The organism is Chitinophaga filiformis (genome assembly GCF_021646545.1).
Classification (GTDB): domain Bacteria; phylum Bacteroidota; class Bacteroidia; order Chitinophagales; family Chitinophagaceae; genus Chitinophaga; species Chitinophaga filiformis_A.
Map to the genome: position 1 here is coordinate 95,451 of NZ_JAKIRP010000003.1, position 13,513 is coordinate 108,963.

Here is a 13,513-nt window from a genome sequence, read left to right on the forward strand (position 1 = left end):
CAAGGAGTCTTAGCCCGGCTGTTCGCCAGTTCTCAGCTAATATCTTCTATTCGTCTTACCTTTGCAGGATGGATTATTTCAAAAAGCTGCTTGAATTACTGAAAACTGAGCGGGAAGTAGACAGGAACGCATATCTGGAAATGACAGCATCAACGTCCGTAGCCGAGCGCAGGGCTAATGGGCTTACCTGGTACCCTATTGCCATCAGAGGTTCGGAAATGAGCCGCGGAGACTATCTCACCGTGGAAGTGGAGCGTACTACTCACCAGGATATCGTTCACCAGCTCCGTTTTGGCGTATCAGCAGTTCTGTTTTCGAATCATGATCCTAAAACAGACCGGGTAGAAGGCACTATCTCCTACCAGGGGGGTAACCGCCTGAAAATCACACTCCGTACGGATGAGCTGCCCGAATGGGCCAATAATGGCAAATTAGGCATTGATCTGCTGTTTGACGACAACAGCTATGATGAGATGCAAAATGCCCTTAAACAGGCCGATACCCGTATCAACAAGGAAGAGAATGATCGTCTCATCAGCATCCTGACCGGCGAAAAATCGCCTACCTTCCGGGATGATGTGCCACCGGTTACCATCCCCCGCCTGAATGATTCCCAGCAGGCCGCTGTGAACCGCATACTGGCGGCGAATGACCTGGCTATTGTACACGGCCCTCCCGGCACAGGAAAAACCACTACCCTGGTACAGGCTATCAAAGCGCTGATAAAACAGGATAACAAACAGATACTGGTGGTTGCACCCAGCAATACCGCTGTGGACCTGCTCAGTGAAAAACTGGCCGACGAAGGACTGAACGTATTACGCGTGGGTAACCCGGCCCGTGTTTCCGAACGGCTGTCAGCCCTGACGCTGGATAGCCGGATGGCGGAACACAACAGCATGAAGGAGATCAAACGCCTGAAAAAACAGGCGAATGAATTCCGGGACATGGCACATAAGTACAAGCGGAATTTCGGAAAGGCAGAACGGGAACAACGCAAGGCGCTGTTTGACGAGGCCCGCAGTATCATGAAATCCGTCGAAAATACCGAACAATACATCATGGACGACCTGCTGACAAAGGCACAGGTGATCACTGCTACCCTGGTGGGCGCCAATCACTACACCGTACGCCAGCTGAAATACCATACCATCGTCATTGACGAAGCCGGACAGGCACTGGAACCAGCCTGCTGGATTCCGATCCTGAAAGCACAGAAGGTAGTGCTGGCCGGCGACCATTGCCAGCTGTCCCCTACTGTAAAGTCGGACGAAGCCGCCAGGAACGGGCTGAGTACCACCCTGCTGGAAAAATGCATCGCCCGCCATCCTGAATCGGTGGTGCTGCTGGAAGAACAGTACCGCATGCACCAGCTGATCATGGGTTATTCTTCTTCCATCTTCTACGAAGACAGACTGAAGGCGCACGCTTCTGTGGCCGGACATACCCTCTTTCCGCAGGATATGCCCCTTTCTTTTGTGGATACCGCCGGCTGCGGATTTGACGAAAAATCCGAAGGCACCAGCACGACCAATCCGGAGGAAGCTGCCTTCCTTTTCAAACACCTGACACAGTTTGTAACAGGGCTCAACACACATTACCAGCAGGAAGATTTTCCCTCTATTGCTATTATTTCGCCCTACAAGCAGCAGATCCATCTCCTGAAGGAACAGCTGCAGGACTCTCCAGCACTGCAATCCTACGGGGATAAGATCTCTGTAAATACGATCGACAGTTTCCAGGGGCAGGAAAGGGATATTGTATATATCAGTATGACGAGGAGCAATAACGATAACAAGATCGGCTTCCTGTCCGACATCCGCCGCATGAATGTGGCCATGACAAGGGCCCGTAAGAAGCTGGTAATCATAGGCGACAGCGCCACACTTTCCCAATTGCCCTTCTATGCAGGGTTTATCTCTTACGCAGAGCAGCAAAACGCCTACCAGAGCGCCTGGGAATTTATGGATAACTAGGTCGGAAATTTTGATACCTTTATTGCCAATTGTCATAACTCTATCCTAACAACCTGAACCTATGAAAAGAATCACCCTGATGTGCCTGGTGGTACTGTTGCAGGCACTTGCCTATGGGCAATTCAAAACCGTAGCTGAAACTCCCTTATTTGAGGAACCTGAAACCGGTCATGCGAAGCTGCTCCAGCTCAAAAACGGCAATACCATCGTCGTACACCTGAGCGCCAGAAACGGAATAGATCTCACTATTTACAATCCCGAGCATAAACTGGCGGGTTACAAACATCACGATCCTTCTTTTGGAAAACTGAAAGGAGCTCGTGTCAATGCTATTTTCGAAACTAATAACACTATCGCACTCCTGATCAGTGAGGTCCATGAAAGAACACCTGTGCTCTACAGATTACTGTTTGACGGCGCCACCGGCAACCTGGAGAGGGAAGAAAAGATCGCGGAAGCAGAAAAATACCTGTTTAAAGACGTACGCTGGATACCTGAATTTGATCCTGTAAACTCTTTCTCAGTCAGTAAAGATCCGGCCAGCGATCACTACGCATTATTCATCCATCGCGATAAAAGTGATCTCGCAGATAAAAACCAGATGGAGGTGGTTGTATATAACGGCGATCACCAGGAGATTAGCCGGGCCTTTTACCAGCCGGCTTTCAAATATGCTTCTCTGAACTACCTTGACATGGCTGTATTAGGAGATGACAGGGTATGCATACTGGGGTTTGCATACAATGAGATCACCTCCAACGACCGGGAAGGACAACTGGTGATGATGACGCTCACCAAAAACGGAAGGCGTATGACCTCTGAATTGCTCGACCTGTCTGATAATCGCATTGCCGACAGTGCTATTGTGCGGTTCAATCCTGTCACAAAGAAACTGATGCTGCTGGGCGCTGCTCATATCGAGGATGCCAACCCGCAGCCATATGCAGGTTTCCTGCTCATTATAGACCCTTTTAAGGCCAAAGTCGAGCAGGAGATCAATCTATATCCTGCCGAAGCCGATGTGCAGAAAAAGAAGCTATATGGGCCAAATGAAACATTTACAGGAATGCCTCAGGATATCGTCATCAACGATGATGGCAGCTTTTCTGTTATTTACGAAGAACTGATCAGCGAAAAACATACACCACGGGATGCTACACCCTACACTTACTATATGCTGGACAACCTAGCAGTTGCCTCATTTGACGTCAGCGGCAAAATGCAGTCTGCCAGCTTCATTCCGAAAAAACAGTATCTGAAAAACACCGACTACCCTTCTTTCTATATCGCACAAAGGAAATTATCCACCCAGCATTTGATACAGGCGGACCAGTACCGTTCATTTTCTTATCTGCATACAAAGCGGAAGTTATACGTTCTCCTGAATGATGCGGAGCAGAACACACATCCGGAGAATGGGAATGTAGTGCCAATGCGTTCACTGACCAGCGCCCAGGCATTCTCGTATGTAACAGGAAGTCCCGCACCGGAAAGACGCCTGTTTTTTGGTCCGCTGAAAAAGGAAGAGAAGCACGCCCTGGCGGTATTCAATCTTTCAGACTATAACAGGTCCACTAACACATATGTAACGCTTAAGCTGGAGATAAACAGCAAGGAAAGAAAATCCAGGCTGGTGTGGCTGACGCCGGAAGAATAAAAAAAAGGCTAAAGTAGGAATACTCCAGCCATTGCTAAACCTACAACTGTTTACACTGTTCATGTAACATAAGTTTCTGCCACAGTTGTCATGACAGCGGGGTGTTAGCAGCTCCTATTTTTTAGGCGCTGTTAACGTTCCGTTGTTATTGATAGGCCAGATGCCTGGTGTCGGAACGCTCACACCTTTGGTGTTACCCCTTTTATTTTCGTCTCCGCCATAGTAATACAGCGCCCAGCCTCTGTAGGCCAGCTGTTTCTTACCATGTACATCTATCACTCCAAAGTCAGCCTTTTTCAGGATAGTGGGAATATTTTGTACTACTGTTTCCTGGTAAACAGGCCATACAGCATCATTACTGAAATCAGGTAGTGTATACTTGTTAATGTTGAACGAATCTTTTGAGAACTGATACAACGTTCTGCCGTAATCGTCTGTGATGAATTCTGTCAGTTCATCACCGGGAACATATTTGCCGGTGTATTTAACACCATCTTTGCCCACCAGTTGTGCTTTCCCTAATGCTACAGAATAATCAGGTTTTGCAGTAAACCAGGTTCCACCTGCACTATCGCCTTTGATATCGCCGGCTTTGGTATCGCCCTGGAAATAGTACAGTGGCCAGCCTTTGTAAGTAGACTGTTTTGCGCCATCTGCGCGGGTGATCACACCAAAATCTGCAGCGTCAAGACCTGTTTCAAGGCTTGGGTTGGCTTTGTAAAATACTGGCCATTTCGCAATACAGTCGCCGCTGCAGGCAGCCTGTCCATTCACATCCAATGCAAAGGAGTAGAGGGTACGTCCCTGGTTGTCAGTTAATATTTTTCCCAGTTTCTCGTTAGTTTGCAGTCTTACATCTGCATTCACAGCAGGGTTCTGAACGTCATCGTCATCATCACAACTTACAATACATGTTGCTGCCAAAACAAAGAGTGACATTGCAGCTAAGGTTTTTCTGAACTTCATTTTGAGTTTTTTAATGATTACTCTGATTGAGTATGCAAAGCTCAAAATATCTGTGCTCATTGAAAATTACCAAACCTGGTCATATCCATCCCCTATTCTAGTGATCTAACAACATTTTCACCGGGAGTACTCACTTTTTGAGATCACAAAGCTACAATCTGTTATATCAACAGAATTACACATAACAAAGTAAAAATGATAAAAATCAAACAATTAGACCGGAAATATGAGTTATGGCTGTCTGAGTGAACCGGGTGTTTGTAACCGGCATATGATGAGGAACCGGAGCAGACTAATTGGGGGACATGTTTATCCCCCATATGTGAGAAAGGTCATACTGCATATTTGTAACCCGGGTGCGCACCCCAGGAATGAGCCCTGGCATCGGGGGATGTACTATCCGCCATACGGCGAATGAAAATCAGCTATACCGGTCGTTCCTCCAGGGATAGGCCGTATTGGAATAGCCGCGTTCCTCCCAGAAGCCTAATTTGTTTTCTGTCAGGAATTCTATCCTCCGGATCCATTTTGATCCTTTCCAGGCATATAACTGAGGCGTGATCATTCTTACCGGACCGCCATGCTCTATCGGCAAAGGTGCTCCCTCAACGGTGTGTACCAGCAGCACGTCAGGTTTCAATGCTTCTTCCAGCGAAACATTGGTCGTATAATCATCATATCCGTAACACAGGATATGTGTGGCATTGTCATGGGGCTGCACGAGCGCCGCCAGATCCAGCAGGCGTACTCCTTTCCAGTTCATGTCCAGTTTAGACCAGGTGGTAACACAGTGGAAGTCGGAAGTATCTTCTGTCTGCGGTAAAGCCATAAAATCGTCCCAGGTAAGTTCTACCGGGTGTTCCACTGCGCCATCTATCACCAGTCGCCATTCATCCAGGGGAACCTCCGGTTCAATACCCAGGTCGAGCACAGGCCACTTATGCGTGATGATCTGCCCAACTGGTACTACCGGCATGCCATGACGATTAGGTTTACCGGAACCCATAGGCCTGTCGTCGGCAACGGAAGGCGTCTGCCTGATCTTGTCCTCAAAACGGGCTTTTAGCTTCATACGGGCTTCGACCACCCTTTTTAATTTTTCTGATTCTTCCATAAGATGAAGGTAGGGATTATTGAAAAATTCGTAAATATGAATATCAAACATTTAAATTGCGTCCATTATAATCGGAGACATCCACATCCCTGGCCATGAATAAAATATCATCCTTAATTACACTTTTACTGACGTTTGGGCTGTTTGCCTGTAATGATTCCAGAAATCCTCCTAAGGCGTTTAATTTAAGCGATTTTGATAAGTATTGGGCCCGTATGACGCAGGCACAGGAAGACTCCCTGTTTGATCTCTATTATACGTCATGTGATACTGTTATATCCCATAATGATACTACATGGATCATTAACCGCAAATATGATACTACCATCGTCCATACCGGGATTTTTTATTACCTGCGTTATGATTATCCGGTGGCTTTCGCCGGTCCATCGACGCGCATGACAGAAATTGCACTTGACTTCGAAAAACAGGGCAATTCAGATAGTGCCAGTACTTATTTCAAAACGATTGTTGCCTATGTGGATACAATAAACCACCAGCAGCATAGTGGAGAGTTTTGTGCAGACGCCAACAGCCTTCTGGAAATTGGCGTTAACAATGCCATCCTGGCTTCTTTTGCCTGCACGCGGTTGGGCGATACGACCAAAGCCCTGGATATGTTGAAACCCTGGCTGGCCAATGCAGAGGCTCATGCAGGCATTTACGGTTGGTTTGCCAGACTGTGCAGACTGAAATATGGCGAGAGCGCCTGGACGCATGAACTCAATACCTGTTATAACACCCTACATCGCTTAGAAGATGATCATTTGCCTGAAACCAGCGATTGGGCTGTAAAGATTTTTGGAGCATCCGTGGGATTAGGCAATGCCGATGACCCGAATGTTACTTCGAGAAGTAATATTGACAGAACCATCAACTGGATTTTCCGCACCAACCCGGATTTGAGGTAATACCGGCGGATATGCAGACTTGACTATATGTTTCTTTTATTTTACTGGATAACACCCTCAATCACAATCCAATTGCAGTGAAAAATGGTATACTCGTTTTAACGGAGGATCTGCATTTGTGATGATTCGCCGGAACGGCCCCGGAATGAGGTATCGGCGCATTGAATTCTGGTAATTTGACCGCTGGCAGATACCCATAAATGATATAAATTTGATACTGTACTTAACCATTGCTGATGCTTTTGACTTCCTCCTATGAACTGAAGACAGCATTTGCCTATGCCAGGACTTTTAGCCTGGAGAGGAAACTTTTTTACATAGACAGCCAGATGATTCTCCTGGGTATTCTGGACTCTTACGCCAGTGATATCGCCATTGATGCGGCTGACCGGGAGAAGCTCGTCCAGTGGCTGCACGCCCTTAACTGGGAACAACGTCCCGGCACTCCTATCCCCACGGGAAACAGGCCCAAAGTGCCTATTATGACGGAGGCGGAAAGGATGTTGGAAAATGCTGCGTATTACCAGAAAAAACTGGGAGATGAACAGCTCCATCCCCAGCACATCATCCTCTCCCTGCTCAGTATAGAGAACCGCTGTCAGTACAAATTCCAGTCGCTTGGTATCATCTTCGACAGCTACCTGGAACAGATCCGGGCACTTAGGAATATTCAGACCGAGGTCCCTTTCCGTAGTCCCCGCATCAAAACCTCCCATATCAGTTTCTTCCACCCGCTGATCCGGCTGTTTTACGGTCCTCAGCAGAAGAAGATGGCTGTAGAAAGATATTTCAGGGAAGCCCAGGCCCTCCTGCAGTATAACGATATCCACAGGTGCCGGGCGCTCTGCCACCTGGTGTTACAGATGCAGCCCGATCATGTGAATGCATTGTGGCTGTCGGGGGTAACATGGAGAGTGGAAAGGAACTTCCAAAAGGCCCTTCCCTTCTATGAAAAGGTACACAAGAAACATCCGCAACATACAGGAGTACTGGCGGAAGTAGCACATTGTTACAGTGAGCTGGGTAATCATGCGTGGGCACAACGCCTTTACGAACACGCATTATCAATGAATCCGGGATCTTCGGAACTGCTGAATAGTCTCGGGTTTGAATGTATCAAGCTGGAATTGTATGTGGAAGCGATCTCTTATTTTGATCAGGCCATTGCGTATGATGAAGAATGCGCCTATGCCTACAATAATAAAGGTTATGTGCTGATGCACCTTGGATTCCCTGTGGCAGCCAGGGAGCTTATACTTAAATCACTGCAGTTCAATAAAGGCAATGCCTATGCCTATAGGAACCTGGCATTGCTCGCCCTGAAAGAACAAGACGAAGACACTGCCAGGGAAATGCTCCTGAAGGCGCAACGATTTCACTTTAAACGTAATTATGGCAATGAAGTGGAAGAATTGTTACGCCGCCTGGACAAACAAAAAGCTACTACTTCGTAACGGCTAAATAATACTTGTTGATCCGTTCGTTATAAGCCACACTTCTCATCAATACGAGCCGGTATAAGGCAATACCTACGCTGGCGCAGGCAATACCCGCCAATACATCCAGTACGTAGTGATGGCTGGTATAAACAGCGGCAAACCAGATACCGATGGATATGATGCCAAAAATAGTCGTGAAGAAAAGATTGGTGGTCTTCCTTGCATAGAAGAACACGATCAACGGATAAGCAGAATGCAATGAGGGCATCGCCGCAAATACGTTTGATCCTTTTGCATATAAAGAGCCGAAGATATTAACGTTCAGCGCGGTGTCAAACCTCGCCAGTCCGGCTGTATTACCCGGTGTGCTGGCTATAAAGTCAAACCCGTGTAACTGTACATACCATGGTGGCGCGGCAGGATACGTATAGTAGATGATATATCCTACCCAGTTAACCAGTATAAAGGTGAAGGCGAAATGCAGGAATGCCAGCCTGTCCTTATAGAACAGGTACGTAGCGAATGCCAGTGGTACCGGCACCCAGCATAAGTAGAATGATCCTGTCAACACGTCCAGCCATACGCTGGTATGATGCAGCCAGTACTCGTTCGGGGTCACTTTCACTCCATCCATCATCACGCCAAACCATGCTTTTTCTGTCTCATAAATGTCTTTGATATGTACAGGCCCCGTCAGGTAATTGGGGAATGCCTTCATATAGTCGAACACGATCCAGTAAAAAATGAAGATCGAAAAACCCAGTATAAAACGCCGGGTCGGTCTCGATACGTAATAACAGACGTTAAAAATAGCGATCAGCCATATCTGATCAGTCTTAAAGCCAACCAGCCAGCCTGAAAGCAACAGATAAGCTATGCTGATCGCAGTAACGATCAGCATATTTCGCCTATCAAAAAAAGCAGTTGTAGGCCTGGCAGGAACCGGTGCATCCATCTTATCTCACTTTTGAAAATCTGATCCGAAGATCTTGTCCCAGAATGAAGAACTCACACCATATCCTTTGGAAGCATCGGCATAGTGATGCATCATGTGGTGTTTCTTTAACTTCTTCCAGAACTTTGCCTTAAAATTGAAATGGTGCAGGGCATAGTGGGAGATATCGTAGAAAAGATATCCGCCGATGAAGCCTGCATAAAATCCGTAAAAATATACTTCAGGTATAAAACTTCTATATAGGAACCAGAATCCCAACGCCAGCGGTATGCTCACAGATGGTGGCAGTACCAGGCGCAATCTGTCGTTAGGATAGTCATGATGCACACCATGGAAGATGAAATGCAGCTTTTTACCCCAGGAAGACTCCGGTTCAAAATGGAATACAAAACGATGCATGATATATTCTGTCAGCGACCAGATAAAGATACCGGCCAATACGCTGAGCAGCCATATCAGTACACCTGCATTCACAGTTACCAGTGCTGTCCAGCAGCAATAGGCGATAACAGGAATATATAAGAACAGCGGAACGCTGAAATGCACCTTAGATAATTTTTCCAGTAGTCCGTTCTTGAACATAGGCACAGACTCTTGCGAGTTGGAAACGTACTGTCTATTACTCATTCGTTGTGAATTTAACAATCAACCTTTTAGGGCTTGAACTGCTCCTTTATTTCTTTACCGGTAGCAGGGTCTACTCCTTTCATTTCTATGTATACCACATTCGGGAACCAGAAGGTGCCTCCTTCGATCTGCAGGTAAATCCTGTTCAGCTGCGCCATGACAGTACCTATCTGTGTGTAGATATGGTAATCGCCCTGGGCAGACTTCATCAGGTACATCTTTTTCTTATCATAAGCTACAGAACGCAATTCATACTTGTCTTTCGACAGTTGCTTTACCTTCAGTCCGTACGCAAATTTACGTTGTATGTAATTTAATCCCTTCTTTTCACCATTTTCGGTGTACCTGATCCAGTAAATATTCACCGGCTCATCTTCATCAAGTGAGCCATCTTTCTGCAGGTTCAGGTCGTAGACAATCGTGTTGGCATTCGGCGTACGCTGCATATAGAACAGCATATGCGGAATATTCTGCGGAACCGGGAATACAGGTTCTGTTCTCACGGTCTGTGCATTTGCCATTGTCATAACAGGCAGTACCATGATGAGCAGTGCGATCACTGGAGTGGTGGTAGCGCTTCTGATCACACGGGTTACCTGGTCCTGCTGATCAATTGCTTTCTTTGCATCCCTCAGCCGGCCTACCGCTGTTATATTGGTCATGATCGCCATAATGAACAGCGGGAAGGTGAAGATCGAGATGGTCTCAAATACATGGAAAGGAATGCCTGGTATGTATAGCTTGTAATCCCCGCCAATGAAGTGTGAGGTGATGCCACAGGCAATAGCAGATACGGAAATGATCACGATCCTCTCGGGGCGTTGCATCAGTCCTCCTTTACACTCAATACCAAGACCTTCTGCACGCGCCCTGGTATAACTTACCATCATAGAGCCGATCAGCGCAATAAAGGCGAATATGGAGCTCAGGAAATAGTGATGTCCGATCAGGTAATAACAGATGCCGAGGAACAATACCATTTCACTATAGCGATCGAGTACCGAATCGAAGAGGGCGCCGAAACGCGACCCCATATTTCCCAGGCGGGCTACCTGCCCGTCCAGCATATCAAATAATCCTGCAAAAAGGATCAGGGCACCGGCCCATCCTACGTAGGACAGGTCTCCCCTGTTACCTTCCTCGACTCCCGTCACAAATATCACTACTACACCTATGTTCAGCAGGAATCCGATCAGGGTGACAGCGTTAGGCGTCAGCCCCAGCTTGATCAAACCCTTTACCAAAGGGTTGATCACCACGTAAATTGCTTGCTGCAGCTTATCTCTGAATCGTTTTTTCATGGCTTACGATTGAAAAACATTAAAAATCAAATCTAACCCTGCCCCTGATACCCCAATTGGCAATCAATGGATTATCCAGGTAAGTAAACCTCTTCACGAGATCTAACCTGAGCAGTTTAAATATATTGGCGATACCCACGCTTCCTTCCACATATGGCGTACTGCCAAGTGTATAGGTGATGGGTACTCCATCCGCATAATTTGAGAACTGTATCTTTGACGGATCCAGCCTTGGATCGTTGCCTTTGCTCAATCCTCCGTACAGCACCTTCACTGTTGCTACCTCACGGAGTTTCAATTTTTTCAGCAAAGGTATCTTATTGAAGATAAATCCGTTAAAGCTATGGTCAATATTTATACCAGCATAGCGGTCACTCACAAATTCCAGGAAGTTCATCAGGTTATAAGACTGTAACTGGTAAGCATATGTCTGGTTCGCTCTGTGGATGGTCAACAACGGATAAGGTATGTGTCCGAAGATGTAACCACCCTCTACTACAACCTCACTATACCCAAGCTGTGAAAGGTATACCATCTTATAAATATTCAGGGTGATGTTCTGGTAATTGTATCCGCTACCGAACAGCCCCTTCACTCCCGCGATTGCTCTGAGTGTGAAGATAGGATATTTGTTGGGGATGGGGATCCTGAAGTTCTTTCCCTGGTAGAATTGCTCGTGAGGCGCCCAACGCAGTTCCAGCGATAATTCAGAAGTAGTGATCTTCTTTACGCTGTCGGCCTGGCTCGTGCCTTTATAGTAAGACAGGGTGCCGGCGGGTGTCTGCTGCCAGTGTTTGAAGCCTACCTGGAAAGAGGAGTGATTATACAGCTCATGCAGGTAATACAACCTGTAGATGTCATTGTAGAGCCATTTATCGTTGTTACCACGCTTGAAGGACAGCAGGAAGTTATCCTCCTGTACAAACTGCAGCTCCTGGCCCGGGATCTTCGTATCATGCTGGTAGCTGGCCTTAATGGCACGTACCGGCCAATCGTAAATTGACTTATGGTTGAAGGCATAAGAGCCTCCGAAGTAATATTTCCATTTCTCGTCCTTGAAGCCGTAAGCGCCGTATCCTTCGAGGTAGATGCTCTTATTGAACTTGGGCGTGGTCCTTCCTCCCAACCTCAGGCGGAAACCTTCCACCGGGTTGAAATTATAGAAGGTGTTTACCGGACCTATTTCAAACTTAGGCCCTACGCTTTTCCACCCGGCCAGCAACAGGGTAGCGATATCCATGGTGCGTCTGAAAGATCTCATACGCTGCAGGCTGTCAATATTGGCGTATACCTTCGACTCTGCGGCGGTCAGGGTATCATGCCTGTTCTGTTCCCAGAAGCTTTCCGGCTTCACCACTTCCTGTTCGTTCTCAACGAAAGAGCTTCCTTCATAGAACTTGTCCGGCATTGGCTTGTTGATCACCATGTTCTTCAGGGACACGGTACGCTCTCCGTAAAGACCGCTCTTACCCTTGAAGAGACCGAAGTCGGCCATCAGGGTGTTCTTGTTCATGAAATAACGGCCATCCGGTGTCTTTTCGAAGTCCATATAGAGGTGGAAATCACGGATAAAGTTCAGGTTGATCTCCTTATTGGCCGTCATATCCGCCTTCTGTATAGCGTATTTCCCATCCAGCGTGATGTACATTTTACCTTCCAGTAAACGGTCAGCTTTGTTCCTGGGATAGAATTCCAGAACAATCAGTTTTGTGCTGTCTGCTGTTTTGATGGTATCAGCAATGTAGTACTTGTAAAAAGTCGGACCTGCATCTGCAATGGGACTCAGGAACTGGTTCGTAAACAACATCATATTGTTGTCGTAGATATCCACGTCCTGGTAGATGTGGTTCAGATAAGCGCTCAGACCGCGGTTATCTATATAGTTCTCAAAGCTGACCTTCTTATCAGCTGTGATAATTGTTTTCTTTTTTTCGGGATCCCGGCGGTAGTATACATCGGCCAGTTTCTCTTCCAGGTACATCGGCAGCAGAGAACGTCCTGCCATCTTGGTGGTATCCTGGTTGTCGAACACGAATTTATACTTCCGGGTGAACCGGTTGTTGCTGATCTTTTCAGAGACATTACTCAACGCAAACTCCAGTTTCTCGTACTGGTTATAGTTGGCATAGTCATAGTGCTCCATTCTGTTCTTTGACTTATTGTCAATGACCAGTCGGATCAACTCTACAGCTGGGTTATCCTTGTTACGGTATCTTTCCTTCTTACGCTTGATGACTACCTCTCCCAGGGTTTTTGCGCCACTTTCCAGGCTCACATTCCTGACCTGTTCGTTACCTCTCTGTATGCGTATTGTAACAGCTTTATATCCCAGCAGGGAAAAGCGTACACTATCTTTTGGGCTATCAAACTGTAATTCGTACCGCCCTGCAGCATCTGTAGAGATGCCGAAAGACGTACCAGGCACAAACACACTCACAAAGGGCAGAGGAGCACCTGATTTGTCTGTGACCACACCCTTCACTTTCGTTGTTTGTGCAAATACTGAACTAAAGCCGAGCGTAAGCAATAACAAAAGACCTAAACTAATATTTTTACTACCATTCATT

General features: G+C 46.8%; 10 protein-coding genes. 4 read left to right on the forward strand and 6 right to left on the reverse strand.

The window, feature by feature from the left end:
* Nucleotides 1-68 precede the first annotated feature (68 nt).
* Entirely contained in the window at nucleotides 69-1,976 is a 1,908-nt protein-coding gene (locus tag L3C95_RS10225) for an AAA domain-containing protein (protein ID WP_236386525.1), read from the forward strand.
* A 61-nt stretch (nucleotides 1,977-2,037) separates the two neighbouring features.
* Nucleotides 2,038-3,633, forward strand: a complete 1,596-nt coding sequence (locus L3C95_RS10230) for a hypothetical protein (protein WP_236386524.1) — start codon at nucleotides 2,038-2,040, stop codon at nucleotides 3,631-3,633.
* A gap of 114 nt (nucleotides 3,634-3,747) precedes the next feature.
* Here L3C95_RS10230 and L3C95_RS10235 read toward each other — a convergent pair whose 3' ends face one another.
* Together L3C95_RS10235 and L3C95_RS10240 are read right to left on the reverse strand one after the other, a co-directional pair.
* Nucleotides 3,748-4,572, reverse strand: coding sequence for a hypothetical protein (locus L3C95_RS10235; RefSeq protein WP_236386523.1), 825 nt, complete (start codon nucleotides 4,570-4,572; stop codon nucleotides 3,748-3,750).
* A 448-nt stretch (nucleotides 4,573-5,020) separates the two neighbouring features.
* Nucleotides 5,021-5,713, reverse strand: a complete 693-nt coding sequence (locus L3C95_RS10240; RefSeq protein ID WP_236386522.1) for a sulfite oxidase-like oxidoreductase — start codon at nucleotides 5,711-5,713, stop codon at nucleotides 5,021-5,023.
* A 95-nt stretch (nucleotides 5,714-5,808) separates the two neighbouring features.
* On the opposite strand from L3C95_RS10240, the gene L3C95_RS10245 reads away from it, so the two are divergent.
* Both L3C95_RS10245 and L3C95_RS10250 read left to right on the forward strand, forming a co-directional pair.
* Nucleotides 5,809-6,624, forward strand: coding sequence for a hypothetical protein (locus tag L3C95_RS10245; RefSeq protein WP_236386520.1), 816 nt, complete (start codon nucleotides 5,809-5,811; stop codon nucleotides 6,622-6,624).
* A 236-nt stretch (nucleotides 6,625-6,860) separates the two neighbouring features.
* A complete protein-coding gene (locus L3C95_RS10250) occupies nucleotides 6,861-8,078 on the forward strand; it encodes a tetratricopeptide repeat protein (RefSeq protein WP_236386518.1) in 1,218 nt (405 codons plus the stop codon).
* On the opposite strand, the gene L3C95_RS10255 is transcribed toward L3C95_RS10250, so the two are convergent.
* From L3C95_RS10255 to L3C95_RS10270, 4 genes are read right to left on the reverse strand one after another with little or no spacing between them, the layout of a single operon-like run.
* On the reverse strand, nucleotides 8,068-9,018 hold the full coding sequence (locus L3C95_RS10255; RefSeq protein WP_236386515.1) for a phosphatase PAP2 family protein: 951 nt from the start codon (nucleotides 9,016-9,018) through the stop codon (nucleotides 8,068-8,070). The two genes, L3C95_RS10250 and L3C95_RS10255, sit on opposite strands and share 11 nt — an antisense overlap.
* A gap of 6 nt (nucleotides 9,019-9,024) precedes the next feature.
* A complete protein-coding gene (locus tag L3C95_RS10260) occupies nucleotides 9,025-9,645 on the reverse strand; it encodes a sterol desaturase family protein (RefSeq protein ID WP_236386513.1) in 621 nt (206 codons plus the stop codon).
* Between the two features lie 26 nt (nucleotides 9,646-9,671).
* Nucleotides 9,672-10,946 (reverse strand): DUF4833 domain-containing protein, encoded by a 1,275-nt coding sequence (locus L3C95_RS10265; RefSeq protein ID WP_236386512.1) that lies wholly within the window; start codon nucleotides 10,944-10,946, stop codon nucleotides 9,672-9,674.
* A gap of 19 nt (nucleotides 10,947-10,965) precedes the next feature.
* Nucleotides 10,966-13,512 carry a DUF5686 and carboxypeptidase-like regulatory domain-containing protein gene (locus L3C95_RS10270; RefSeq protein WP_236386510.1) on the reverse strand — a complete coding sequence of 849 codons (2,547 nt, stop codon included), beginning with the start codon at nucleotides 13,510-13,512 and terminating at the stop codon, nucleotides 10,966-10,968.
* Between the last annotated feature and the right edge of the window lies 1 nt (nucleotide 13,513).